This window comes from Terriglobia bacterium (genome assembly GCA_020072645.1).
Classification (GTDB): domain Bacteria; phylum Acidobacteriota; class Terriglobia; order Terriglobales; family Acidobacteriaceae; genus Angelobacter.
In genome coordinates this window covers 56,917-83,871 of the sequence record JAIQGK010000003.1, presented here as the reverse complement: position 1 = coordinate 83,871, position 26,955 = coordinate 56,917, and the positions used below count along the sequence as shown (strand labels likewise).

Here is a 26,955-nt window from a genome sequence, read left to right as displayed (position 1 = left end):
TAAGATCGCTGTGCTTCAGGCGGAAATCAGGCTCGCGGCTTGCGCCCGACGAGCCAAATAATTTTCCAGACCCTCTTTCCAGTGAGTGAAAACGTTCAGGGATTTGCTCTTCAACGCCTTGTTCTCAAGGACAGAATACTTTGGCCGCGCCACCTTTACGGGGAATTCTCCGGGCCGGGCCGGTTCCAGACGAATGTTGGTCTTCGTCAGGGCGAAAATGGCTGCGGCAAATTCAAACCACGAACAACTGCCTTCAGCAGTAGCGTGATACAGCCCGTAATCTGAGGAACGGCTCAGCCGCACTAGTTGCTGTGCGATCTGCACGGTGGGCGTGGGCGTGACAAATTCATCGTCCACCACCCTGAGTTCGTCGCGTTCCTTAGAGAGCTTCAGCATCAGTTCTACAAAATTCAATCCGCCCTTGGCGCGGCAAGGATTTTCGCCGTAAATCGCGGACGTTCGCACTACAAAATGGCGCGGGTTGGTGGAACGCACAAATAATTCGCCGGAGAGTTTGGTATTGCCATATACGTTCAGCGGACCTGGCTCATCGGCTTCCGTATACGGAGCATTCTTGCGCCCGTCGAACACGTAATCTGTGCTGATGTGCATCAGCGTCGCATCCATCTCCTGGGTGACCTGGGCCAGATTGCGCGCCCCAATACCATTGATGGCAAATGCATGCGCCGGATCGGCCTCGCATTTCTCCACATGATGAAACGCCGAGGTGTTTACCACCAGATCAGGCCGCAACGCGCTGAGCGACTCACGGACTGATGCCAGCGAGGAAACTTCTATCTCCTGATGTGTAAGGCTCGTGACCTCGTTGCCTTCATCGGCGAAAGCTGAACCTGCATCCCGGCCCAGTTGGCCGTTCCCGCCGATTACTGCAACTTTCATTGCGTGGCCCCTACGCTGCTCATCAGCTTTGCCTTGTCATCGAGTCCCTTGAATACCTGAATGTTGTAATAGTTGGGGTTGTCCCAGTCTTTGCACTTTGACATGTTTTCTATCAAGTTGCGAACAATGGTCTTGACGCTGTGATGAGGATGGAAACTGAGGATGTTTTTGGCCCGCTCAATCGCTACTTTGTAATTACGGATGTCCTGAATATGCTTGATATCCAGTGTCGGGCTGCTTCCGGTCTCTTCATGAATGGTGCCTTTTACCAGATCGGCCACTTCTCCCACGGTATGGTTTCCTGACGCAATATTGAAAATCCCTGAAAGAGATTGGTTCGCTTCAATGGCGCGAATGTATGCCATGGCCGCATCCTCAATACTCAAGATCGGGCGCCAGGTTGCAGGATTGTTCACCCGAATGACGCCATCCTTCATCGCACACTTGAACATCGTGTTGATAATGAGATCGAACCTCATGCGCGGGCTGTAACCGGAGACCGTACCCTTGCGCAGCGCGATTACGGAGAAATCATTGTCGATGAGCTGCATGACCGCCTGCTCGCCCTGAAGCTTGGAAATTCCATAAGGATATGACGAAGACACGGGGCGGTCTTCATCGAACAATTCGTTTTCCGTGTAGCCATATACAGAGCAGGAACTGGCATAAATATAGCGCCTCACCTTGGCCTGCTTGGCGATGTAGCAGAGATAAGCCGGGGCGGCCGCGTTAAAAATGAAATTCTTGCTGGGTGAAAATTCGGCCATGGGATCATTGGAAAGGCCGGCAAGGAATATCACCTGCTCGTAGTTCTTCAGATCGCCGATCTGAAGATCGAACAGGTCGCGATTAATGATGCGGACTTCCGGTGGAAGCGAATTTCCAAACCAAAAGAGGTCAACTACATCGACGTCATAGCCACGCTCCAGCAGCTTGGGGATGAGTGCTGAACCAACATATCCCGCGCCGCCCGCTACCAGAATCCGCATAAGCCTCCCTCGTTGTGAACCGCTGCTTTTAGGTTATTTCATCCACAATCATCGGCGCAAGCCGTGCGGGGCAGATCTGCACCTTAGACGTCATCTTGCTTAGGCACGCAGGGGCAAACACTCTGGTAACACCCGCCTTACCTGCCATTCCTGGATGCGGCGGGGACAGTTTTCTAGCGGACCGCCATTTGAGCTTCAGCTTCACGTACGCTGGAGTGGACCTGTGTTGGATCTTCGCCGGCGGCAAGCTGGTAGAACAGCTCTTCATATTGGTCCACAATGCGTTCCCAGTTGTAGAAAGTGCGGATCCGATCCGGAGCGCGACGGCGGTAATCTTCGGCAAGGCCGGGATCGTCTTCAATCAGCTGGATCTTCGCAGCCAGCTCCGCGGCATCCTTAAACAAGAGTCCGTGCCCGGCCAATACTTCAGCATTGAATGGGTTGTCATGCGCCAGAATACAATTGCCGAAGCCAAGGGCCTTGAGGAGCGCCGGGTTTGTTCCACCCATCATGTGGCCATGGATGTACGCATATGAGTTGCAGTGGAGCTCTTTGATGTGCTCAATGCTGTCAACGTGCCCCAGGAACCGCACCCGTTCATCGGCATTGTTCTTAAGGTCGTCAATAAATCCGCTGCGATAATTTGCATCGCCGGCAATGGCAAGCAGGCGTTTGGTCGGGGATTTTTTGAAGCCTTCCACAATCAACGCAGCGTTGTTTTCCGGCACCAGCCGGCTGGCAATCAGATAATAATTGCCCGGCTCCAGCCCATATTGACGAACGATTTCCGGATTGGATGACGTCTCAATGTTGCCGCCGTACGCGATGCACGCAGAAGGCGTTTTGAATTCATCGAGATAAAGCTTCCGCATGGCATACGCGTCCGTGATGATGCCCTTGGGAAGTATCTTTCCTGACAGCCGCGCATTCCAGTAAAAGTAGGCCTTGCCCAGGCGTCCCCACTTTCCGCGCTTCCACTCGATTCCATCCACATTCAGGGCGCAGTTCTGGCGCAATATCCTGGGGATAGCACAATGAAACGCGTTGGCCACATTGGTAATCAGCATTGCATCCACATTGCGCCGCTGCACGTCCAGTATGCAGGCCAGCGTGTGCGTGAATGTCCCAAAGTTTTTGGTTTCAATGCTCGGCGTGTAAATCAGGCGGACGCCCTTGTACACCGGCGGCCGTTCATTGAAAAGCGCCTTGCGGCAATACACAATTACATCGTGCCCGCGTTCCACCAGCCGTGGCGCCAGCTCTATAAAAAATGTCTCCGTGCCGCTATAGGTCGAAGGTATGCCCCTGCCGCCGAAGATGGCAAGCCGCAGCTTGCGTCCATAGACTGGATTCGATTTTGCCGCGTCGTTCATCTCAGTGAAATCTCGGCCCCGGCGATATAGATCGCGGCAATTGTCTCATTTCTGATGGTTCTCCTGAATAACAACATCTGTAAGCTGACTCATACGGACAATAGATTCTAAGCCTAAACAAAATGCGCAAGCGCTTCTGCCAGCACAGCGCAAATCATTATTTCAGATCATGAAATGTATTCTCCGATTTGTCTGGTCTCCGCCAGTTAACCGGAAGCACCTTGCAGCGCCTCTTTCCCATATGCCTTTCCCGAGGCGAAACAAATTGATACCGCGCAACCTATGAGCCCAAGGTGGACCCAGGAAAAAGCCAGCATTGTGCCCTCAGTAGCTTGAAATGAAACACAATAAACCAGAGCCGACGCCAACAGAGCAACCAGTTCTGGATTCGACTCCGATTTGAGTACTTTCCGGGACCGACGGTACAACACTACAAGAAATGAGACAAATACTGCCAGACCTACAATCCCTGTGTCGTGAAGAACGCGCATTTCCGTATTGCCAATCCAGCCCTGGTCTTCCCATTCTTCTCCCAGAGCCTGCCAATCGAAAGCCAGTTGAAAACTGGAGGTGCCCCCGCCCATAAAGGGATGTTTCAACACTTCGTCAAAAGCTGAGCTCACCTGCACGATGCGAGTAAGCGTGTTGGGATCCACCGCAGGTTCGCCGATATCCATGGTATTGAAACGCTCAGTGTATTGTGGAACCACCGCTGGTAGCACGACGAGAAGCGCGCACAATGTGGCCGTGGCAAGATTAAACCCCAACTCCCTGGTCAAAAGGCGCTTTTTAAAGATGAAAATCGCAACCGCCGATAAGCCAATGAATGTTGCGCCCAGAGCGCCGCGGGAAAGACTGATCGCCATTCCTGCCAGCGCAATCGCGAATCCCACCAGAAATCTACGACGATGGTCATAGAGATATATCACCAGCATCATTACGCATAAAGCGCCACTATAAGACCCAAGAAGATTGGCTTCGTATTGCAGACCATAAGGCGCCGGGGTGTCGCCATATTGACCGATGGTCATTCCAAATTCGGTCCCAAAAAGAAGATTGGAATAGAAACAAATGATTCCGTAAACCACAGTGGCAGCACCAACCGCCAGCAATGCCATGAACGCCTTATGCAAACCGGCCCGGTTTTCTATCAGAACACGAAGAAAAAAGTACGCAAAAATAACAAGAACTTGTTGCAAGGCCCATTTGATGGTTTGCCGGGGTTCAATTGACATAAACAGAGAACTAAAAAGGTTGAGCGCAGCATAAGCCATCAGCAGGTAGTCAGGCCAGGTCCATCGGACCGGCTGGCTGCGCTTCTTCCTGAGAAACAGGATGCTGATGCACAAGACCCCGCAGATCACATGCTCAGGCCTTGCTTTAAGACCGGCAATTTCGACATACAGGCGGGGAGCGGCTGACCCTATGATCAAAGCAATGATGGCGCCGACGGTGCTGTATGACGTCCAGAACACGGCGATGGGGACAAGTACGGCAGCCGCCACCACAAACGCAGTAACGCCGGATGCGTCTGGCCAGACCAGAAGAGCGGTGGCCGTTATAAGAAACAAAAGAGGCGTCGGATTAGGAATGGACGCGGTTGAAGAACCAATTTTCATTCAAATAAAAGGCGCGATGAATGACTTAACATTACCACAATATCACCGCAGGCGGGGATTAGCTCCCGGGTAGCCACCCCCGAGATGTGATGCACACTACTGAGCTTCTTTTGGCCTTGTCTTCAGCAAATTGCTGATGATCTAAGGGAAAAAACAGCCCAAAAATCAACCGTAAAGAACCTCACTGGCCGGTGGCTTTCCGGTGGCGTGAAAATGAAAGCCCAGCCATTGGCAGGCGATGAGAAATAGATATGCCGGACTGAGCAAAAGATATCTGCGCCACAGCCGCCGAGGCTCAGTGCTCAAGCGGAACAACCATTCCAGTCCGCGGTCTTGCATCCATTGTGGCGCTTGTCGCAACGTTCCAGCAGCAAATGGAAAAGCAGCGCCGACCGCGAGAATAGGTAGCTTCACGCGGTGTCTGAATTCATACGCCCATACCTCCTGGCGTGGGCAGCCCAGACCAACAAAGACGATGCGCGCGCCTGACTGCCTGATCTTCTCGCCAATACGGTCGGCATCTTCAGCGGTAATTTTCCCGAAGGTTGAAGGACTTGTTCCGGCAATAATAAGTCCGGGGAATCTCCGTTGCAGGTTGGCAGTTAGAAGAGAAAGAACATCCGCTGAGCTTCCGTAGAGGTAAACTGCAAGTTTTTCCTGCTCCGCGCGGCCAAGAACTGACAACATCAGGTTAGGGCCGTAGACGCGTTCACGCAGGCCGGCCGAGTGGAGATGATTCAGTGCCCAACGCACCGGTTGACCGTCTGCCACCACCAGTTCAAGACTGTTCAAGCGATAAAGGTGTGTTGGGTCGAGCACACCTTCCATGACTCCATGTACGGCAATCGCGGAGACACTAAAAGGGCCGCCACGATGGGCGGCGCCAATCACCATGTCAGTGGCGGTTTTCGCATCTGCGTCGTCAATCAGAACCCCAAGGATGTTTCTCTTTGCCACAGCACTCATGCGTGGACAACTCGAGAAGAGTCCTTCCACCGCTCGTGGTTCCGGTCATGGATCTCACGCAATATTGCCATGCTGTCAAACTGCAATGCGTACCCGGGATAGTGCGACTGGAATTTCCTGATGTCGCTGATCCACCAGATGTGGTCTCCCTTTCGATTCTCGCCACCGTACTGCCAGTTCATTTCCCGGCCCGAGATTTGCTGGCACATGGAAATAGCTTCCAGCATGGAACAGTTGGAAAATCGGCTGCCGCCGATGTTATAGACAACGCCTGATCTGGGCGACTGAAAAAACCTGTCGAAGGCCCGCACCAGGTCAGCGCTATGCAGGTTGTCGCGTACCTGCTTGCCTTTGTAGCCAAACACGGTATAGCGAGTCCCGGTGACATTGCATTTCATCAGGTAGGCTAGAAATCCATGCAATTGCGCGCCTGAATGGTTGGGACCGGTAAGACAACCGGCGCGAAAACATGCGGTCTTCAGACCAAAATACTGGCCATATTCCTGCACCATCACGTCGGCAGCTACCTTGGACGCTCCGAAGATGCTATGCAACGAATGGTCTACCGACTGCTCTTCGGTAATTCCGTGCTCGGCAAACTTGTGGCTTTTATCCAGTTCCCAGCGCGACTGCTGTTCCACCAGTGGAAGAGCATTGGGAGAATCGCCATAAACTTTGTTCGTGGAAGTAAAAATGAAGGGCGCTTCCGGGCAGAATTGACGGGTGGCTTCCAGCAGGTTCAGCGTGCCGGTGGCATTCACAGAAAAATCTGTGAGCGGCTCGCGTGCCGCCCAATCATGCGAGGGCTGAGCGGCGGTATGGACGACCAGAGAAATTTCTTTACCGAAACGCTTGAACAGTTCAAGAATGGCCGCATGGTCGCGAATATCGATATTGAAATGCCGGTAGTCAGGAACAGAGGCTTCAAGGTGCTTGCGCATCCACTCCGTGGAAGCTTCCGGACCAAAGAAATATTTGCGCATGTCATTGTCAATGCCTACGACATGCATTCCCTTTGCCGCAAAATAGCGGACGGCCTCTGAGCCAATCAAACCTGCCGATCCGGTGATCACGGCTACGCTCATGCGGGCCTCATCGGATGAGCCGGCGCAACGTGACCTGCCACAGAATTGACGGCTGAATCCTTCATCGCTTTGTCAGCACGGTAAAAACTTGCCTGGGCCATTGTCTAAGATAGTGACCGGATACTCTTGGTTAATGTTGTTGGAGACGATGCTGGGACGAGAATAGCATAGACATACAGGGTGGCGGCAACCTTCATTCAGCCACTCGATTGCATCGGTCGCTCGGAGCGTCGCTGATCTTAAATTCCCCGATCTTAGATCACAACCTGATCATCCTGAATAAGCGCGCGCTGCCGTTTCCCGCGCTCTCTTATAAATTGCCAGCAACATTTTGGCATTGGCAGCGCCGGTGTAATTGTTGTCAAAGGCTTGTCTGGCCCTGGAGCGCATCGTGCGCACCTCGTCGAGATTTCTTGAGCACCATTCCACCCGTTGGCCCAACTCAGCAACATTACCCGGGGTGAAATGAAATCCCGTTTCTCCGGAAACAATCATGGTGGCAGGCGGGCCGATATGAGTTGCCACAACGGGAGTTCCAACCGCGAACGCCTCCATAATGGTGCGGCCCATGGTTTCATACCACTCAGAAGGAAAGATGAGAAACTCTGCGTTCCGCATCAGGTCCAGGACTTCAGGCAGCGATTTTGCCCCAAGATATTCAACGCGTTTAGATTCTCGTGCAGTGGCGATAACACGCTCGGCCAGCGGGCCTTCACCGACAACTTTTAGCGGAACAGCTTCCTGTGCTCCCTTCCACGCGCTTAGCATCGTCGCAATTCCCTTTTCCGGGCTTAGCCTACCCACATACAGTGCGTAGCCGCCCCCTCCATTTCCCGGCAACGGACTTGGATGGATGAAGTTAGGTTTCACAGTGATTTTTTCGGAAGGCAACCCACCGGAGATATAAATCTCTCGCGCAAATTCAGACACAGCAATGTACGCGGCGACACGCTTGCGCCACGTACCGGCCAGCTTGTGGACTCCCACCATTCCGGCGACGACTGCGCTGGCAGCACGGCTGTTGCGATAGCAGGCATGTACCACGCCGTGCCATGGCAGGAATCGTCCCAGACATTCCTGGCAGAGGTGTTGGTCGCGAAAAAAGAGCGAGTTAACACACATAAGCCTGTAGTTATGCAGTGTCTGCACCACAGGAACGTGGTGGCGGGAAGCTGCGTAATAGACTGACGGAGACCACAGAGGAAAAAAGTTCTGCACGTGCAGAATGTCGAAAGCGCGGGCCCTCAGCAATTCATTGATGCGGCTATATGATTCCCGCGACCACACCGTTCGCATTGCTGTTCTCGCCTGGCCTAATTGTTCTATGCGGCGATTGTCTTCTTCCAGAAGCTCTACTTCATGCCCATGATCGCGGAGCAGCGCAGTTTCAGCGGCGCTCGACTGGTCTTCACCGCCCGGGACCAGGTATCGGTTATGGAGCATTAAGATTTTCATGTCGGCGAAGGCGCGCCGCGCTGGGAAAGAATTGTGTCATGGTCAGACTGGCTGCCCGCGACAGAGGCAGTCTGGGCGATCCATGCCTGGAACATCAGGACGGGCCACAATAAATATTGCCAGTTGCGGGCGCCTGAAACGTGCTCCTCCCACTTTGCGCGGATGGGTGGCACTGAGAACAGGCCATGCCGGCCCAGAGTCCCCGGTGCGAGAAGATCTTCCGCCCAGCTGCGCAGAGGTCCACGCAGCCAGAAATCAACGGGCATGGTAAAACCCATCTTCGGCCTCTCTATCAGGCTGGCTGGAACATAACGATTCAGCACCTGCCGGAGCGCCCATTTTGTTTTGCCGGCGCGAATCTTGAAATTTAGCGGCAAGCGCCAGGCAAGCTCAATGACACGGTGGTCAAGCAATGGCACACGGGCTTCAAGACTCACTGCCATGCTGGCACGATCCACCTTGGTGAGGATGTCATCAGGCAGATAATTGGTAAGGTCCGTTAACATCGCCATCTCCGGCGCGGTCGGCATTGTGCTGAAGTTGTGGATCGCCTGCAGCAATTCCGGGTATTCGTTGGAACCCAGAACCAAGTCTGCTGGTTCCGGCCACATGGAGACGGCACGAAGATAGATTTCAGCAGGGTCCTGGGCAGCAAGGTGGTCGGCGAGACGGTACAGCTTGTGGCCGGGCGAGATACTGAGCCTTCCCCGCAATAGAAACAATCCCAGCCATTTATCGATCATGCCAGGCGGAACTGTGCGAATCAGCCTGGCCAGCCCGATGGCGGCTGGTCTGGGAATTCTTTTGAGAATGTTCCAGAGCGAATTCACAAAGGTGTAACGGAAGTATCCGCAAAACAGCTCGTCGCCGCCGTCACCGGAAAGAGCAACCGTCACTTTCTGCCGGGCCAGCTTTGACACCAGATGCGTTGGGATCTGCGAAGAATCGGCAAAGGGCTCGTCATACATGGATGGCAGCAGAGGCACCAAGTCCAGCGCGTCCTTGGCTGTCACAAAAAGCTCGGTGTGATCTGTGCCGAGATGTTGCGCAATCTTGCGGGCATGATCGGCCTCATTGAATGCATCTTCGTGAAAACCGAGCGTGAAGGTCTTGACCGGACGGCTACTCTGCGACTGCATGAGAGCAACTACCAAAGAAGAGTCTATTCCGCCGGAAAGAAATGCCCCCAGCGGGACGTCGGCAATCATACGAAGTCGAACTGCATCTGCTAACGTCGTATGCAGCCCCTCCAAAATCTCTTCGTCGCTTCCCTCGATCCTCGATTTGACACCTTCGCGCGCGACATCCGCAGCCGACCAAAAGGGAGTAACCACCGGAGATGCTTCGGCGGCGCTCAGCGTCAGAATATTGCCGCCCGGAAGCTGGTGAATACCGCGGTAAATGGAGTGGGGGGCAGGAACGTAGGCGCAGCGCATGTAAGCAGCCAGGGAGTCGCGGTCGATCTGAAGCTGAAATCCCGGAAAAATCTTAAGAGCCTTCAGTTCGGAAGCGAAAACGAAACTTCCGTCAATATGCCCGTAGTAAAGCGGCTTGATTCCGACGCGGTCCCGGACCAGATGAAGCCGTTGTTCGAAGCTGTCGTACAAGGCGAAGGCAAACATGCCCACAAAGCGCCGCACCGCTGCTTCCAGCCCCCAGCGTTCGATGGCCGCCAGCATGACTTCCGTATCGGAATGCCCTCGCCATTCATGCGAGCCGAATTCCGCCCGAACCTCTTCGTAGTTGTAAACCTCGCCATTGAAGATTATGCTATAGCGGCCGGAAGAAGAGGCCATCGGCTGATGCCCTTCAGCAGAAAGATCGATGATGGAAAGTCTTCGGAAAGCAAGGCCGATGCCCGCTTTGTTATCGTAGAAAACACCGGAATCATCCGGGCCGCGATGGGCCAGCGTGTTTCCCATCCGATTGAGGAGTGCAATCGGATCTTCAGCAAGCGGTTTTTTAAGCCAGAATCCGGCTATTCCACACATGTGTGCTTTCCCCGGCTATTCCCGGCCTGCATAGAAATCCTACCAAAATATTTGACCCGTTAGATAACACATAGCAATTCCTGCGGGCATTGCTTCATCTCCATTATCGAAAGCACGGGCTTAAAGGAGTTGGCTATACTGCTCGGCCACTCGCGAGGGGACAAATTGTTCGATTGGATCGGAAGGCTCTCGACGGCGAACGTCAGTCTTTTTGGGCCTGCTCAGAGCTGACACAATGGCTTCAGCCATAGCGGACCGATTCTCCGTTTGAAAGAGCACAATGCGCGGATCGACGGATTGAAGTTCACGCATCGCGCCCACGCAATCGCTTGCCACCACCGGAGTTCCCAAAGCAAGCGCCTCCAGCAGCGAATTTGGCAGGCCTTCCGCGCGCGACGGCAGAATAAAAAGATCTGCATTGGCCATGAACACCCACGGGTTTTGCACAAATCCCCGAAAATCAATCGTTTCAAACAAGCCGAGCTTTCGCGCCTGATCTTTCAACCGCGACTCGTCAGGGCCTTCACCCAGAATGGTGAGCTGCGCGCCGGGAAATTTCTGGAAGACAATCGGCATCGCATCGAGCAGGAGATCAAAGCCTTTTTCCTTGCGCAAACGGCCGGCGGCCACCAGATTTGGACCAGGGGTGCGATACGGATTGCGAGCGGCGTGGGCCGATCTCTGGATCATTCCTACATCCACCGGGTTATAGATGCGGACCATCTTTCCCGGGGGTACACCAAAACGCCCGGCCAAATCACGCTGCATCGCATCGGAGAGACAGATAATTTTATCGGCATGGCGGTATAAATGACGATAGAAGAAGTCCCATAGGCGCGGATGTTCCGTATCTTTTATCAGATATGCGCTCGGCGTAGTGGCTTCCCTGATCAGGAGACGAACATTCCCTGGAAAGACCGGTCGAGCAAGAATCGACATCACGTTGAGGTGAGAAACGGTTGACAGAATGGTCTGCGGTTTTATTTCCCATGCCAGCCTGACGATACTGGGCAAGCAATAGCGCATTCGCGCGACGCGCATGTGGTGGACAACCACTTCGGAAGGGAGGTCCTCAAGAGAGACGCTTCCTGCCTGTACCAGGCCCAGGTGGCATTCCAGCCGGTTGTGGTCCAGATGGCGAAGAAGGGTGAGGATCACGCGCTCTGCGCCGCCGATTCCTCCAACGAACGCGGGGACCAGGAACAGAACTCTTTTACGGATGGCGGTCATTCAGGAGAGGCTTTCTCGAGCTTGGCGAAGACAAATTCGTTGTTGCCTTTGGGCTGAATCGGGGTTTTAAGTGTAATGAGCTCGAATCCACGGCGATGAAAGAAATCGCAAATTGATTCGGCTTTCGCAACTTCAAAAGGATAGCCTCCAAGCCAATCGAGAATATCGACAAAGTACGACATTCCCCTGGACTTCTTATATTCGCGAAATCGGCGCATTGGGTTCTTCCGCAATAGAAAAACGTCCTTAATAAAGCCTTTCATAAGGATGTAAGAGCCGAACCCGGCGATGATTGGCACTCGCCATGCAAGACTGGCGGAATAACGCTGCTTGACTGACCTCCAGGCTTTCGAGCGGCGGCCTTCATCGTTGTAAATGGCAATAAAAAGCCTGCCGCCCGGACGGACCCTGGCGCTCACGTTCTCCAGAGCCTGCCACATATTTCCCGTATGGTGAAGCACGCCCCAGGAATAGACCACGTCAAAAAGCCCCAACTGGGCCAGGTAACTCTGGTCCAGCACGCTACCTTGCTCTACAACCCAGTTTCGGGCGTCAGGGTAATAGCGCTGCCTGAGTTCACGTGTGCAAGCCACACTCTGTGGGTCATAATCAAAGGAATATACCCGGCTTGCTCCGAGCCGGATTGCAGCGAGCGAAAAAAGGCCGCTGCCACTGCCTATATCGATGAATGATTTGCCATGCAAGTTCTCAACAGCCAACATTTCACAGAGGGATTTCTCGGCCTCAGCAATTCTTTCGTCATCCAAAAACGACAAGAAGCGCTGCCAATTTTTGCCGAAGGCAAACCGGCGCGGTTCAGAGCCTGGTCCGATCTTGCCGGCGACAGTAGCTTTTGTTGTGGAGGCTGTCTCTGTCACTCAAAAACCATTCCTCAGCTTCGACTGAAAAGGTAGTCATTGCAATTGTTACCGACTCGAACTTCGCTATACCGCAACCTGAGCCACGTTCCTCATAGAAAGAGGTCAAAGCGGATGGGGACGCGAACTCAAAAGGATAATCCCCCTGCCCGATCCACGGCGTCATACCAAGGAGACATTCCCCGGTCTTTGATGTAATTCTTACAGCGTAACTTGGTACGTCGGGGTGGTGAACAACGGGTTTGCCCCGACCCAGCCAGGAACCAGCAGTGCATAAGTTTCTTCAGGCTGTGAACATTTCGCCATTCGGGACTGTTTTCCTCAGGGATCTGACTCTGAGTTTTCCCCACATTGCTCGCCATCTATTATATAGCGCTGCTGGTGTTAGGATAGCCGAGTTGCTTCTTCTGCTGGAAGATTGGTCGTGATATAAATGTTCGATTCCAGCAAATTTTTCACCGCGCATGTTAACAATTTCTCCAGAAAAACAAGAACCCAGCTCTGCGACAAAGAAGATCACAAGCTCAATAGCTCACGCAGGCTGGACTCTTCTGCTCAGAGTCGGACGGATCACGACTCTCCTGCCGCGTATTAGAGGCTTTTACAAGCTCCGCAGTTTTTATCAAAGGTTTCTTCCCGAGGCGTTTCTGATGAGGGCCCCGTTTGACGGCGATCTGGTTCTTGATCTAGACCCCAGGGACAACGTGGGACTTTATCTTTGGCATTATCCTGATTTTTTTGAGAAAGAAGAGATAGCGGCTTTTTGCGCGTCCATAACAACGGATTGCGTAGTTCTTGATGTCGGCGCCAATATAGGCCTGTACACAATGCTGGCCGCGAAGCGCGGCGCAAAAGTGTTCGCCATAGAGGCCGACCCGCTTAACGCGGCGTTGCTTCGCCATAACGTTAGGCTGAATGGATTCGAAGATAGGGTGACGATCCTGGAGATGGCGGCCACTGATGTTGAGAAAACTGTCCCGCTTTATCGCACCCTGCACAGAATGGGGGAATCAAACATCGTGCGGAAGGGCGTTCTCTCTGGTAACGTTCAAGGCCGGCCCATCGATTCTCTAAATCTTCCGCCGCTCGCAGTTTGCAAGATGGATATCGAAGGAGCGGAGCTAATGGCCCTTATGGGCATGCAGCACACTCTGGAGCGGTCACCCGGGTTTAAGCTGTTTGTCGAATATGCCGAATTATTTCCAAACAGTGCGGCCCTTCTGGAATATTTCCGGGCCAATTTTTCGACTCTGCAGATCATAGAAGAGCCTGGGATGGACCCGCATGGCTGCATCCCAGACTATTGCAATTTTTTCCTGATGCGTTAATGCAATGGTATTCCAAAAATCTGTGCGGGCCGTGGTCCCCTCTTAGTGTTCGGAACTGGAACAGCCAAGCACACCCCCGGTTTATTTAACGCCATATCCCCGCCGGCGCTACCTGGTTCTAAAGCAATCGCCACGAAAACGACTTGAAAAATAGAGTGAGGAACCTCATCGGGACAGGCTGCAATTTTTTCCACTTTCCGAAAACTTTTCGCCCCGTTCCATGATACGGTGTCTCAACCATCAACACTACACACAGGCAAGATAACAGACCAAGCTTATCTTATCGGAGCCCGTCGCCTGGAATCTCGATCGTCAGCGAACTCGCCGGGCCGTGTTACTTAAGCTTCCTGAAATTGAAAGGAGAGAATCACTAAATGAGGAAAATCACATTACTCAATCTGCTGGCAATTACGCTGATGGGAACAAGCGTGATGTATGGCCAGGCCAGCCGTACCTGGGTTTCCGGCGTGGGGGACGACGCGAACCCCTGCAGTCGCACCGCCCCTTGCAAGACCTTTGCCGGCGCAATTTCCAAAACCGCTGCTGGCGGTGAGATTGACGCTTTGGATCCCGCCGGATATGGAGCGGTTACCATTACCAAGGCAATTACCATTGACGGTGGCGGGGGCCAGGTGGCTTCAGTCCTGGTCAGCGGCACCAACGGCATCGTGGTCCAGGCCGGCCCAAGTGACGTTGTGATTCTGCGCAACCTCAGAATCAACGGCATCGGCACCGGCATCAACGGCATCCGCTTCCTTTCCGGCAAAGACCTGAACGTTGAAAACTGTTACATTTTTGGCTTCACGACCAATGGCCTGGACATTGCACTGAATCAGGCCACCCAGGCCACGGTGCACGTGTTCCATTCGGTTTTCAAGCAGAATGGAGGAGTAGGAATCCGGGCAACGAATGCTGTTGCGCCTTCAGTGAAAGTCGGCGTCGACTTCTCGGAAATCGCCCTCGACAATATTGGCGTTGAAGCGGCGAGCCATAGTTCCATTGAGATCAACAACTCCATGATTTCAGCCGCCGCGTCCGATGGAATCAAAGCCGATTCTACTACCGGTCCTGATTCCATCATCGGCATCGACCACAGTGAAGTCCTTAACGGTGGCAACGGCGCAACTTCAACCGCCGGCTCCATTGTTATTGGAGACACAACTTTTGCCTATAACACCGGCACGGCCTTTAACAAAACCACCGGGGGTATGTTTACTTTTAGCGATAATCGGCTGCATGACAACGGCGCGAATGGCACACCTACACCGTTCCCAAAACTGTAGTTCAGCAGTCGCTTAGTGTCATATGCGGGCAGGACCAGAAAGTCCAGCCCGCATTTTTGTCTGCTGGCCCGATTCTGTGAAGGACTTGCGTTCACAGAGCTGTATCATGGCCGCCGTTTCTCCGCGTTGGACACTCTCCGCACGATTTCCGTGAAGACTTGGTCCCACAAGCTCAGAACGCGCGTCAAGCCAAAGCGCTCAGTCACCTCCGGGGCGCGCGCCGCAAGCCGAGCCCGTTTGTGAGGGTCACTCATCAGATGATCCATAGCAGCAGCCAATGCGGTAACATCTTCAGCAGGAACCAGCAAGCCATCCACGCCGTTGCGGACGATCTCTGAAGGCCCTGATGGGCAATCGAAGCTGATTGCGGGCACACCGCACGCCATTGCTTCACATAGAGCGTTGCCAAAGCCTTCAAATCGCGACGGGAACACAAACAAATCAGCGGCCCGCAGCACGCAGAACGGATCGGCCAATGCGCCTGTGAACTCAACTCGGTTTGTGAGATTAAGCTTTTGGGCCTGCGCCTCTAACTGATCTCTCAGTGGGCCATCTCCCAGGATCTTGAGCGACCAACTGGAATGCCGGGCCGCGACACGAGAAAAGGCTTCAAGCAGGAGATCAAACCCTTTCTGCTCGACCAAACGCCCCATGCCAACAATCAAGTGCCCGGTTTCATCTCCATTGTGACTCTCGCCGGCAGGCACAAGCAAAGGCCCCGGATCGACGGGATTGGGAACAACAAAACCCCTTGCGCGGATCTTGCTTTGGAACCAGTCCAACAACGGCCGGCTCACGCAGACGAGTGCATCAGCACGGCGATATACAAGCCGCCGCAGCATTTGCCAGTGCCAGCCGATGGGATGGTAGGCGGGATGAACGTGTTCAGTAACAATCACCGGGATATCAAGGCCGTGAGCAGCAAGTAGGGTAAGAACATTAGAAATATCCATGAAACCGATAACGAGATCTGGTTCTGAGTCGCGGATGCCGTGACGGAGCGCGCGAACGATTCTAAGATTCCGGATCCCTCCATGAAGCAGGTGCCTTGCCATGCCATCTCTCAGTCTTAGCTGGCGAAGGACGATTGCGGGATGGAGCGGATAAGCAGGGACATCCTCTCGTTCCAGCGTAATCATCGTAACGTTGAAGCCGCGCTCCGCCCAAGCGCTGGCGAGCACGGACGCGGTTCTTTCCGCCCCGCCGCGACCGAGTGACGCAATTACCAGAGTTAAACGCATACGATTAATGTGTGGCTTTTACATGTGCCACAGGAACCCTGGACAACCGTTCCCGGCTCAGGTATCTGATCGACCAGATAGAAACAATCAAGAATGAGACAACGTAAACAATTGAGGTGGACACGGCAATTCCAGCAACATTCCACACGCGCATGAGTGCAAGATTGAGAACCACGTCCAGAACCAGATTGATCGCGGATGCATACATCAGCACGTCATTGCGGCGGACGGATGAGATAAAGCGGACAAAAAGCATGCTGCCTATGTAGAACGGAATCTGAATGGCGTAACAGGCCTGAACCGTGCTGACTACAGCAGTATCCAGACTGGTAAAAGCGCCGCGCTGGAAAAGCGTCCGAACCAGAAAATGGGAAGATAACATCAACGCAACTGTACACGGAACGCTGACCGAGAGAATGAGCAAGGTATAACGCTTCAGCGTATGGCGGCAACCCTCCCAATCGCCGGAAGCGGCCATTCTGGAGAAGTAGGGCAATGCTGCGGTGCTTAACGCCGTGGCCCCAATGGCGAGCAAGCCGAAGGGAATTTTGTTGCCATAGCTTAAGGCTGACACGCTGCCGGGGCCTAATTTTGCAGCCATAACCTGGTCCACCACAGGCGTGGCTCCCATGAGCAGGCAACCGGCCATCATGGGGCCAGTTTGAGACAAAACCAGCCGCACGCGCGGGGCAAATCCATACCATCGCATGGCTCCCATGATCTGATGTTTTCTGGCGAAGTAATAAAGCAACGCAGCTTCCACAAAGCTACCGGCAACGGTGCCTAAAGCCAGGGCAAAGCCGGAGCCGGGACTCCGCCAGAAAACAATGCAAAAAAAGACCGCCAAGGGCGTGAGAATGGGGATAAGCGCAGGGAGCGCGAATTTTTCAATGGCATTCAACACCGTGGTCAGGAAGGTGGCAAGCCCGCTCAGGACCAGCCAAGGCGCTAGAAGGTAAAGAAACCGGTGGGTGAGCTCCTGCTTGTCAGGCACGAAGCTATGAGCCAGATAAGGCAGGTAGAGAGGAGCCAACAGAACGAGCGCGATGGCCACGGCGACCAGGGCCGCGCCTGTAAGAAGCATGACGCCTGAAAGCAATTGCCGGGCAGAGGCCTCGCCTTCTTTCTGCCGCGTTTCCACCAGAACGGGAATCAGGGCGGCAGATACCGCGGCTACAATCAGATTGATCGCGAATGCGGGCAACATGAATGCAAACAGAAATGCGTCTAGATTGTCACTGCGGCCAAAGGAATGGGCGACGGCAAGGTCTTTTGCGGCAGTGACGGCCTTGACCACGACGGTGGCGAGCGCAACGGCAAAGGCGGCGCGAAAGATTTTCTTATTGATGGAATCTTGTGCGGTGAAAAGCTTCAATCTCATCGTTGGGGGCGTCACGAGTTGGCATTCATTATATCTGACAGCCTGACATGCGGACCGCCGACTCTTATTGCATTAGTAGGTTTTATTTTCCATTATAAATCGCTGCCTTGGATTTTTTCGCACTCGAATTAATCAATAACCGTCACAAGCATGATATGTTTTTGGAGAAATGGACGTGGTGCTGTAACGTTGTGATCCAGTTGATTCGCTCGATTTGAGATGTCATGCCATACGCAGTATGATCGGCGTTTTCTCTTTTGATTTTTTCATTATCGGCTTTGGCATAGAATTGAAAACAGATGAATTGCCCCTTTTGCGAGTCTTCATCACACATTGAACATCAAGTCCGAGAAATGATGTTTGGCCTGCGCCAGAAATTCACCTATCTTGAGTGCTCCGGCTGTGGCGTTCTTCTTCTCGCTAATCCCGCGCACAATCTCTCAGATCACTACCCGAAAGATTATTACAGCTTTGCTACAACGAACGGACTTACTAAAAAATTAAAATCATTCGGTCTGTCTCTCGGTCGTCTTGGGCTGCGCCGGCTTATCCATTCTGTCCTTCCGATGCCTACCGTGGACTTGATATACAAGCTCGACATGACACCGGGCATGAAAATTCTCGACGTGGGTGGGGGCAGTGGCAAGCTAGCGAAGGAATTACGGCAAGCTGGTTTCCATCATGCGCTGTGTATTGACCCATTCACCTCACAAGAAACCCCATACTGCCGCAAGATCACGCTTTCCGAACTTGAAGGCACCTGGGATCGGATTATGTTTCATCATTCTTTTGAGCACATTGAAGATCAACTCGGCACGCTGATAGAAGTAAGGAACAAGCTTTCCCCCAAAGGGCTGTCCATGATTCAGGTTCCAGTAGCTTCTTGGGCGTGGCGCCATTACGGTGTTGACTGGGTACAACTCGACGCCCCGCGGCATATGTGCATCCATACACCAGCCAGTATGAGGAGGGCGGCGCAACTCGCAGGCTTAAATGTCAGGGATATGAAGAGTGACTCCGGTGCATTCCAGTTTTGGGGCAGCGAGCTTTATCGCAGGAACATACCTCTGATTGAAGGACAACGGAATTTATCGAAATACTTTGACGCTAAAACAATGAAGAAATATGCTGCCGAATCAAAAGCGCTAAATGCTTCCGGTGAAGGTGATCAGGCAACATTCATCATCACCGCAATCTAGTGGCGCAAAGATTGTTCGGTGAAGGGAAATGTGATTCCCACTGAACGGTGAAACCTCTGTGTACCAGCATTTTATCGTTTCAGGCGCTGCAGCAGATAAATGAAAGGCGCACGTTGCGCCGGGGTAAACATCCATAACCACAACGCCGGCACAGCAACAAACAATACCGCACAAACGACAATAATTTTGATCGCCATGCCTGCAATCAATGCCACACCTAGATTCAGCGCCAGCGCTCCGGCGATCATCAGCGGCAATCGGGTAACAATAAAACGGCACTCAGGCAACAATCGAGAAGAAAACCAGAAAAGAAGAAACGTGTCGATCATCACCCGCAGGACCCACGCGACTGCTACGCCAGTAATACCCCATGATCGAGCCAGGAAGAACAGCAGCACTACATAGACGGGAAGCTCCATCAGATGGAATTTGGCGGTGAGGTCAGGCCGCCCTACGCCTTGCAAATGCGCAAACGGCACATGGGCCATGCAGTTCATAAAAACCGCCACGGCCAGCAGTCGCGCTACCGATGCGCTGTTGTGGGCGAAATCGCTGCCCAGCCAAAGCGCCAGCCCTTCAGGCGCAAAAATCACCAGAAGTAGCGTGACCGGAAGCAGCACAACAAAAATGTATTTGACTCCGCTTTCATAAAGGAAAGCCAGGCGGGCGCGATCGCCGGAATTTGTCGCGGAAAATACGGGAAACAAAACCCCGACAAGCGCCGTGGAAATCAGCCACAGTTTGGTCACCACTTCATACGGGATGGAGTAATAGGCCACTGCGGCGATTGAAATAACGCTACCGATCAGGAACCGGTCAAAGGTAACCATGACCGGGCCCAACACGTTGCTTACCGTCATCCAGCCGCCAAAAAGGAACAACGGCTTGGCAGAAGGAGCGTCAAAGCCAAAGCCGCTCCGCAAAGTGGGCATGACGTGAAAACAAGCCCACAGATGGGCGGCACAGGCAACAATTCTTGCCGCTACAAGTACCGCAATAATTGGAATCAGGCTATGGGTGAAGGGCAGAAGGGCAACCGGTCCCAGATAACTGAAGATCCCCATGGGAACACGGATGGCGGTTGCCAAACGGAAATGCTGCACAGCCTCAAGCACTCCGCGGAGCCCGGCAGTAATCACCACTATCGGAACCGCCGCGCCAAGCCAATAAAACGAGCCCAGCGCTTCATGAGAAAGCGAAGCTGGGACTTTTAGCAATCGCTCAACGAGAAGCGGCGTAAGGAAGAGGGTCAGGATTGATCCGACCAGTCCCACTCCCGTCATGAGGAAAAGTGAGGTCCAGATCAAGGACGGGATTTCAGCTTGACGGCGCTGGCCAAGTCGTTCAGCCACCAGTTTGGTCAGCGCCCGTGAAAGTCCGAGATCGAACAAACTAAAATATCCGATCACGACCCATGCCAGGCTGATGATTCCCAGGCGTTCCGTACCCAAACCGCGTTTGAGCACGGGCAAACACACCACCGCCACGACTACTGGAAAGCAATTGCCGAAGAGGTTCCACAGAGTATTTCCGGCAAGAGAGCGCCCGCTCGGCACCGCGGTATCGAAAGATACGACTTCCGGATCAAGGTTCTCCGAGGCTAAAGATATATCTTGTGGGATGGTCTTCATTCTTTGTCTGCTTCGCGCTAGAGAAGCAAGCGCGCGGGCCTTTGTCTCTTTCCAGAGGTTTCCATCTTTGCAATCTCCAATTCTTCCCGCACCATTTCGGTCACCAGTTCGTCAAACGTGGTGCGCGGAGTCCATCCAAGTTTTTCTCTGGCCTTGGCGGCATTCCCTAAAAGGTTTTCAACTTCGGCCGGTCGAAAATAGCGGGGATCAATCGCCACGATACGCTCGCCTGTCGTAACGTCAAAGGCTGCTCCATCCTGGCCTTTCCCTTCCCAGCGAAGCCCCATCCCAAGCTTTTGCGCCACGGCACAAACAAAGTCACGAACCGAATGCTGCTTGCCCGTGGCGATCACGTAGTCTTCAGGACGGTCCTGTTGCAGCATCAGCCACATCGCTTCCACGTAATCGCGGGCGTGGCCCCAATCCCGCCTGGCCTCAAGGTTGCCGAGATAGAGGCAGTCCTGAGCGCCCAACTGGATGCGCGTAAGAGCGCGGACGATCTTGCGCGTAACAAAGGTTTCGCCGCGCACCGGCGACTCATGGTTAAAAAGAATCCCGCTGCAGGCGTAGATGCCATACGTTTCGCGATAGGTGGCAGTAATCCAGTGAGCATAAAGTTTGGCAACGCCGTACGGCGATCGCGGATAAAAGGCCGTGGTCTCACTCTGGGGAACTTCCTGCGCTTTGCCGAACATTTCTGACGTTGAGGCCTGGTAGAACCGCGTTTTGCGCTGCAGGCCGAGACTGCGGACCGCTTCCAGCATGCGCAACGGGCCCAGCGCGTCTGACGCCACGGTGTATTCAGGCTGCTCAAACGATACAGCTACGTGGCTTTGGGCCGCGAGGTTATAAATTTCATCGGGCTCGACCAGTTGTATGGTGCGCTTCAGACTGCTGAAATCAGTCATGTCACCATAATGGAGAAAAAAACGGCAGCCTTCAGTGTGCGGGTCCTGGACCAGATGGTCGATTCTACCGGTGTTGAATGAAGACGAACGGCGCCTGATTCCGTGGACTTCATAGCCCTTTTGCAGAAGAAGCTCCGCGAGATAGGAACCATCCTGGCCCGTCACGCCAGTGATCACTGCCCGCTTAAGCGCCATGCTGCTTCTCCATCATCAGGCCCATGTTAAACGCGGCTCATATGCACAAGACAGGTTTCTTCCTGTTTCCTGGACTTGAGCCTTCCTATTGTAAGTGAGTAAGAGCGCTTTGCACGCGCCGGCGCAGGCACGGTTCCGGAGAGAAATCTGATTGGCCCGGATGATCAGTGACCAGAGCCTCGAAAGACGACAGGAACGGTCTTGCAAAGAATTTTCAGGTCCAAAAACACGTTCCAGTTTTCAATGTACTCCAGATCAAGCATGACATTTTTTTCGAAAGATGGATCATGGCGGGCGGTCACCTGCCAAAGACCAGTAAGTCCGGGCGTGACGTCGAGCCGGCGGAAGTGTTCCAGATCATAGCGCTTGAAATCATCTTCAGGATGCGGACGCGGCCCCACCACGCTCATATCGCCCTTGAAGACGTTAAAGAGTTGTGGAAGCTCGTCAATGCTGTACTTACGGAGGAAGCGGCCGAGGCGGGTGATGCGAGGATCGTCCACGATCTTGAAGGTAGCGCCGTTGCGCTCATTCATATGCATCAGGCCATTCTTTTGTGCATCGGCATCGGCACACATAGTACGGAATTTATAGCACCGGAATTTACGTCCTTTGCGGCCCACACGCCATGCTTTATAGAGGATTGGCCCTGGCGAGTCGATCTTGACTGCAATGGCAGTCAACAGCAACAAAGGAGAAGTAACTGTCAAGGTAACGATGCTGATAAACAGGTCCATCAGGCGCTTCACAAAAAGGCCAAGAGCAGGTATTGGCTGGCGATTGAGTTCCAACACTGGAACGGAGCCGATGTAATTCATGCCGGCGCCGATGGCTAGGCCTCCGTAGAGATCAGGGACAACCTTAACGCCAATGCGCTGGCGGCGAGCCTCCAGAACGATCCGAACAACCAAGTCACGGCTGATGGATGGAGTGAAATAAATTTCGTCGATAAAGTTTTCAGTGAGGATGCGCGGCAGATCATCGGGCGTGCCCAGGCAGAAAGGCCGTGTGCCGGGTTCCCAATCTACAAATCCGCAGAATGTTTTGCCCAACTGAGTGTGGCTTTGTAAATAAGAGCGGAACGCTTGTCCCACTTCTCCGCTGCCAACAATAAGGATGTGCTGATTGCCAATGCCGCGCTCAATCCGCTTCAGGTTATAGCGCTCCATCACGTAGCGCAGGCAAAGAACGCCCGCCAGACTGAAAAGCGGCGTGCTGGCGACAATCAACCGCGGAACAGCTTGTTCGCCCGCGATGAACACTATCATGATGGAAATCATGGAAGACACCATGAAACCCTTCAGGATTCTTACGCGTGCGCCCCTGGCTGAACGAATTGCAGCATCAGAATAAAGGTTTTGGGCGGCGTTGCAGATCACAGTGAGGCAGGCATAGGTAAGCAGGAATACAAACAGACGAAGAGGCGGAGTGGTGACATCCACGGGCGAGACTCCAACGAGATCGCCCAGAAAGTCACGGCCTGAATAAGCCGCGTAACCGGAAACGATTACGATCAGGGCCTCCAACATGGCAACGGCCGCACCGAGCCCGGTCCCTTTTTCATGTGCCAGAGCACGATGAATCTGGGTCCCTGCAAAGTGCGACACTTCCAAGAGATTACCTTGTTCCTTTATTACCTCTTGTGTAGACACCGTAGCCTCCTGACTGTGTCTGTGCTCATGCCTGCGAAATCTCGTCCGGCCGTCCTGCACGATGGCGCGGGATGCTGCTCACGGAGCTTGAATTTCTACGGCCAACGCGAAGCACCTGGGAAATCAATATGCGCCTTGGATCATCCTGGTCCCAGCGGTCCCACCAGTTTTTGATGACGTAACCCAGGCAAGCCAGCAACGCGCTCAGCAATGTTCCCAGAGGAATAATGACCTTCCATGAAGGTTCTCTTCTCTCCGGGGTTGAAGCGGGATCCAATATTTTGACGGACGGGATTTCCTTGGCTTCCTGGATTCTGGCCATTTCATATTGCTGTGTAAGCAATTCGACTACCGTTTCGCGAATCTTAGTTTGACGATAAAGATCGGCCCACTTCACTCCCAGCAATGGCAGGTTCTTGACTGAAGGGTAGGGACTGGTGGGATCCTGGACGCCCGACGCGCGGCCCGAATTGAGCTTGGCCAATGCGCGTTCCAGTTCATTCACATGGGCCTGCACGCTCTTTACGCGAATATTCTCTTCCGTGTAAGTCTGCTTCAGTCCTTCCAGTTGCGCCTTTGCCGCGATCAACTCACCCTGAAGCCTGGCTGCGGCCTCGACTGTGACTTTGGTCTGTTCCGGCACATCCAATGCCATGTTGGTACTGGCAAATTGGCTGAATTGCCGCTCCGCATCCTGCAGATTGCTGTTTTCATCGGCCAGCCGGCCCTCGATAAAAATGCGTTCGCGGCGCGCTGCTGAGGTGGAAACCTTGGCCATGACCGAACCGAGTTCCTCTACATAGGCATTGGCAAGTTCAGCGGCCAATGCGGCGTCATGGTCGCGCACGGAGATGGCAATCACGCCGCTCTTTTTATCTTCACTAATCGCGGTGCGAGACGAAAGTTTCTTTCGTGCATCTTCCATGTAGGACTTGTCGTACCTCTTGCGCAGATCAAAACGGTTGATCAGGTTGTCCTGAACGGTGCGGCTTTCCAGCACTCTGGCGAAAATGGCGCTCGTGCTTTTCATCCCCATGAGGTCGCCCGCCATGCCAATAAGGCCAGGCGATTTTGAAAGAGCGGGAACAAGTGAAGCTAGCCCAGAACCGCCGCTATCCGGGGGCATGATCTGGGCAGTGCTTTCATATTTGGGATAACGCCAGGCGACGATCAGGGACAGGACAAAGCCGAGGAGCACCCATCGAAAGATCTGGCGGCGCTGGAGCCAGAGATGGTAAAGCGCATCTGTCCACCGCAGCCAGCCTGGGCTGGGCGCAGACAGTTGGGTCCCATTGGCTTCACTTCTGAGAACTTCTCTTTCGGCCTCGCTTAGCGGCATCCGCCAGCCTCCCTTGCATACATCCAAGCGGGCCTAGCGATCCAATTCCCCACAATTTTCAGCGGACCAGATTTTAGAACTTCCAATTTACGTCCAATCCCCTTCCAAACGTCTTAAACGTCTTCCATCATATAAAGTTGCAGAACAAAACCAAACTGTTGCCGCCCTAGGTAGAGAGAACACCGTTTCACTCTGAGAGAAGCTTTAAAAAAAGCGCCTCTTCCCTGCCAAGAGCCAAATGCTGTTTCAACACTACTGCATTTGTATAACCACTCAGCTTACCTTAAATCGGCAGAGCAAGTTAGCCATGAGGCAAACAGGTTACGAATCCAGATTATAAACCTCCGCAGCAGCATTCTCCATTGACGAGAGAGGTGACTGCACCAGATTTGGTTCAGTACCCTTGGTGTGTCGGTTTGAAGCAGTGCCCCACACATGTGGGTGGAAAAGCAACAGGCATGTAACGCGTATCTAGCGTTGTTTTTAGCGTTGTTTTAGCGCGGTCTTAGCGCCGCACGAAATGGTCTTCCGCTTGCACTGATAGTCAAGGGTTTTTGGGCGTTTGAGTTGCCAAGTTGTGACCAACTCAAATTGCCGCACACGATCCGGATCAGAGCAGGTACTACAAAGCCAGCAGTTCTGATTGACGATCACGCCTTTAAGAATAGATACTGACACGACAAATAATCCCAAGTAACTGGTAGCGGGATTTGTTTTGCTTGGAGAAAAGCAAGAACATGCAAATCTCTGTAATCGGTTCGGGCTACGTGGGTCTGGTTGCAGCAACATGCCTAGCGGAGTTGGGTCACAAGGTAATTTGCGTTGACAGTGATTCAGCTAAGATTGCAGCCTTGAATGCCGGCGAAACCCTGATCCATGAAGACTATTTACAAGAGCTGTTAAGCAGGCATCGCGGCAACCGCCTTTCATTTTCCACCGACCTTCAGTCAGCGGCGCGAAATTCCGTTGTCATTTTTATTGCGGTGGGAACTCCCTCCGCTGAAAATGGCGCCGTTGATCTGTCGTGTGTTGAAGCGGTTGTTCAATCGCTTGCCACCGCGATGAATGGGTACAAGGTCATCGTGGAAAAGAGTACGGTCCCGGTCTACACCAGCGAGCGGGTGCATAACGCGCTCAGCCCCAAAGGCCACGCGAAAGCAGAATTTGACGTGGTTTCAAATCCTGAATTTCTGCGTGAAGGCACTGCCGTTACGGATTTTCTGTATCCCGACAGAATCGTTGTGGGATCCGGCAGCGAACGGGCAGCGGCAATCATGCGGGAGATTTATGCCCCGCTGGTTGACGGTTCCTACGCTCAACTGGCGAGCGCGGTCCCCAAACCGGAGCCGGCACGCGCCATCCCGATGTACATTGAGACTTCCCCACGCAGCGCAGAGCTGATCAAGCATGCGTCCAATGCGTATCTGGCATTGAAGATCTCATTCATCAACGCGGTGGCAAGCTTTTGTGAATCTGTGGGAGCAAACATTGAAGAAGTCTCAAAGGGGATCGGCAGTGACAGCCGCATTGGTCCGGAATTCCTGCGGGCCGGCATTGGCTATGGCGGTTCATGTTTCCCCAAGGACGTTGCGGCATTCCGCGCGGTGACGCACGAATTCGGATTCGAATTTCCGTTGCTCGACGAAATCAAAAGAATCAACGACGGGCAGCGTGTACGGTTTATCGGCAAAGTCCGGAGCGCATTGCGGACGATCAAAGGCAAGAAACTGGCCGTGCTTGGGTTGGCTTTTAAGGATGGCACAGATGATGTGCGCGAATCACCGGCAATCAATGTGATCGAGCAATTACTTGAAGAAAAGTGCCAGATAACTGCTTTTGATCCAGCCGCCATGGACCGGGCACGGCAGATCCTGGGCAGCAGAATTAAATATGCCGCCGATGCTTACGCAGCCATGGAAGGCGCCGACGCGCTGCTGATCCTGACGGAATGGAAGGAATTTGCGAACCTTGACCTGGTCCGCATCAAGAACCTCCTGCGCTCTCCCATTGTGTTGGATGGCCGCAACGTTTTCTCGCAAGCGGAAATGGCTGAAGCAGGTCTCTCCTATTTCAGCGTCGGTCGTCCGGCGCTCGAAGCTTCCCGCAGTTTGCTCAAGAAAGGCCAGAGCGCAAGATAGAAGCGAAGACATTTCGTTTATCACAGAATTTTTGGATCGATGAGGGGCTGCCTTTTGACAGCCCCATTTTTGTTTGGATACAGAAAAGTCTATGAAGCTGCCCCCGACAGCACAGGCAAGAGTGCCTATGCCACAAAATCCTTGCTGAAGATCGTTCCAACATCAAACCTGAAC

19 protein-coding genes and 1 pseudogene are annotated in these 26,955 nt (G+C 53.4%); 4 read left to right on the top strand and 16 right to left on the bottom strand.

Annotation, left to right across the window (positions count from 1 at the left end):
- Positions 1–15: 15 nt before the first annotated feature.
- From rfbD to LAO76_03760, 10 genes are all read right to left on the bottom strand, one after another.
- On the bottom strand, positions 16–900 hold the full coding sequence (gene rfbD / locus LAO76_03805) for a dTDP-4-dehydrorhamnose reductase (GenBank protein MBZ5490041.1): 885 nt from the start codon (positions 898–900) through the stop codon (positions 16–18).
- Positions 897–1,889, bottom strand: a complete 993-nt coding sequence (locus tag LAO76_03800) for an SDR family oxidoreductase (protein ID MBZ5490040.1) — start codon at positions 1,887–1,889, stop codon at positions 897–899. Before LAO76_03800 ends, rfbD begins: the two co-directional genes overlap by 4 nt.
- A gap of 173 nt (positions 1,890–2,062) precedes the next feature.
- Positions 2,063–3,262, bottom strand: a complete 1,200-nt coding sequence (locus tag LAO76_03795) for a glycosyltransferase (GenBank protein MBZ5490039.1) — start codon at positions 3,260–3,262, stop codon at positions 2,063–2,065.
- Between the two features lie 206 nt (positions 3,263–3,468).
- Positions 3,469–4,881, bottom strand: coding sequence for an O-antigen ligase family protein (locus LAO76_03790; GenBank protein ID MBZ5490038.1), 1,413 nt, complete (start codon positions 4,879–4,881; stop codon positions 3,469–3,471).
- 165 nt (positions 4,882–5,046) lie between these two features.
- Positions 5,047–5,847 carry a WecB/TagA/CpsF family glycosyltransferase gene (locus tag LAO76_03785; GenBank protein MBZ5490037.1) on the bottom strand — a complete coding sequence of 267 codons (801 nt, stop codon included), beginning with the start codon at positions 5,845–5,847 and terminating at the stop codon, positions 5,047–5,049.
- Positions 5,844–6,932 (bottom strand): NAD-dependent epimerase/dehydratase family protein, encoded by a 1,089-nt coding sequence (locus LAO76_03780; GenBank protein MBZ5490036.1) that lies wholly within the window; start codon positions 6,930–6,932, stop codon positions 5,844–5,846. The genes LAO76_03785 and LAO76_03780 overlap by 4 nt, the downstream gene beginning before the upstream one ends.
- A gap of 270 nt (positions 6,933–7,202) precedes the next feature.
- A complete protein-coding gene (locus tag LAO76_03775) occupies positions 7,203–8,387 on the bottom strand; it encodes a glycosyltransferase family 4 protein (GenBank protein MBZ5490035.1) in 1,185 nt (394 codons plus the stop codon).
- Positions 8,384–10,378 (bottom strand): asparagine synthase (glutamine-hydrolyzing), encoded by a 1,995-nt coding sequence (gene asnB, locus LAO76_03770; GenBank protein MBZ5490034.1) that lies wholly within the window; start codon positions 10,376–10,378, stop codon positions 8,384–8,386. Before asnB ends, LAO76_03775 begins: the two co-directional genes overlap by 4 nt.
- A gap of 120 nt (positions 10,379–10,498) precedes the next feature.
- A complete protein-coding gene (locus LAO76_03765) occupies positions 10,499–11,608 on the bottom strand; it encodes a glycosyltransferase (protein ID MBZ5490033.1) in 1,110 nt (369 codons plus the stop codon).
- Positions 11,605–12,330, bottom strand: a complete 726-nt coding sequence (locus LAO76_03760) for a class I SAM-dependent methyltransferase (protein ID MBZ5490032.1) — start codon at positions 12,328–12,330, stop codon at positions 11,605–11,607. The genes LAO76_03765 and LAO76_03760 overlap by 4 nt, the downstream gene beginning before the upstream one ends.
- A gap of 806 nt (positions 12,331–13,136) precedes the next feature.
- Here LAO76_03760 and LAO76_03755 point away from each other — a divergent pair.
- On the top strand, positions 13,137–13,814 hold the full coding sequence (locus LAO76_03755; protein MBZ5490031.1) for an FkbM family methyltransferase: 678 nt from the start codon (positions 13,137–13,139) through the stop codon (positions 13,812–13,814).
- A gap of 440 nt (positions 13,815–14,254) precedes the next feature.
- A pseudogene (locus LAO76_03750) lies at positions 14,255–14,620 on the top strand (hypothetical protein).
- Between the two features lie 581 nt (positions 14,621–15,201).
- On the opposite strand, the gene LAO76_03745 reads toward LAO76_03750, so the two are convergent.
- Both LAO76_03745 and LAO76_03740 read right to left on the bottom strand, forming a co-directional pair.
- Complete coding sequence (locus LAO76_03745; GenBank protein ID MBZ5490030.1) at positions 15,202–16,338, bottom strand: glycosyltransferase family 4 protein; 1,137 nt, start codon at positions 16,336–16,338, stop codon at positions 15,202–15,204.
- A gap of 4 nt (positions 16,339–16,342) precedes the next feature.
- Positions 16,343–17,719 carry a polysaccharide biosynthesis C-terminal domain-containing protein gene (locus LAO76_03740; GenBank protein ID MBZ5490029.1) on the bottom strand — a complete coding sequence of 459 codons (1,377 nt, stop codon included), beginning with the start codon at positions 17,717–17,719 and terminating at the stop codon, positions 16,343–16,345.
- 353 nt (positions 17,720–18,072) lie between these two features.
- Here LAO76_03740 and LAO76_03735 point away from each other — a divergent pair, with 353 nt between their 5' ends.
- Positions 18,073–18,918, top strand: coding sequence for a class I SAM-dependent methyltransferase (locus LAO76_03735; GenBank protein MBZ5490028.1), 846 nt, complete (start codon positions 18,073–18,075; stop codon positions 18,916–18,918).
- 71 nt (positions 18,919–18,989) lie between these two features.
- Here the strand turns inward: LAO76_03735 and LAO76_03730 are convergent, their stop codons facing one another.
- From LAO76_03730 to LAO76_03715, 4 genes are all read right to left on the bottom strand, one after another.
- Positions 18,990–20,549 carry a flippase gene (locus LAO76_03730; GenBank protein MBZ5490027.1) on the bottom strand — a complete coding sequence of 520 codons (1,560 nt, stop codon included), beginning with the start codon at positions 20,547–20,549 and terminating at the stop codon, positions 18,990–18,992.
- Between the two features lie 17 nt (positions 20,550–20,566).
- Complete coding sequence (gmd, locus tag LAO76_03725) at positions 20,567–21,652, bottom strand: GDP-mannose 4,6-dehydratase (GenBank protein MBZ5490026.1); 1,086 nt, start codon at positions 21,650–21,652, stop codon at positions 20,567–20,569.
- Positions 21,653–21,816: 164 nt separating this feature from the next.
- Positions 21,817–23,304: a sugar transferase gene (locus LAO76_03720; GenBank protein ID MBZ5490025.1), complete on the bottom strand. Its 1,488-nt coding sequence runs from the start codon at positions 23,302–23,304 to the stop codon at positions 21,817–21,819.
- A 25-nt stretch (positions 23,305–23,329) separates the two neighbouring features.
- Positions 23,330–24,643: a lipopolysaccharide biosynthesis protein gene (locus LAO76_03715; protein MBZ5490024.1), complete on the bottom strand. Its 1,314-nt coding sequence runs from the start codon at positions 24,641–24,643 to the stop codon at positions 23,330–23,332.
- A gap of 737 nt (positions 24,644–25,380) precedes the next feature.
- Here LAO76_03715 and LAO76_03710 point away from each other — a divergent pair.
- Positions 25,381–26,781 (top strand): UDP-glucose/GDP-mannose dehydrogenase family protein, encoded by a 1,401-nt coding sequence (locus LAO76_03710; protein ID MBZ5490023.1) that lies wholly within the window; start codon positions 25,381–25,383, stop codon positions 26,779–26,781.
- The last annotated feature ends 174 nt before the right edge of the window (positions 26,782–26,955 follow it).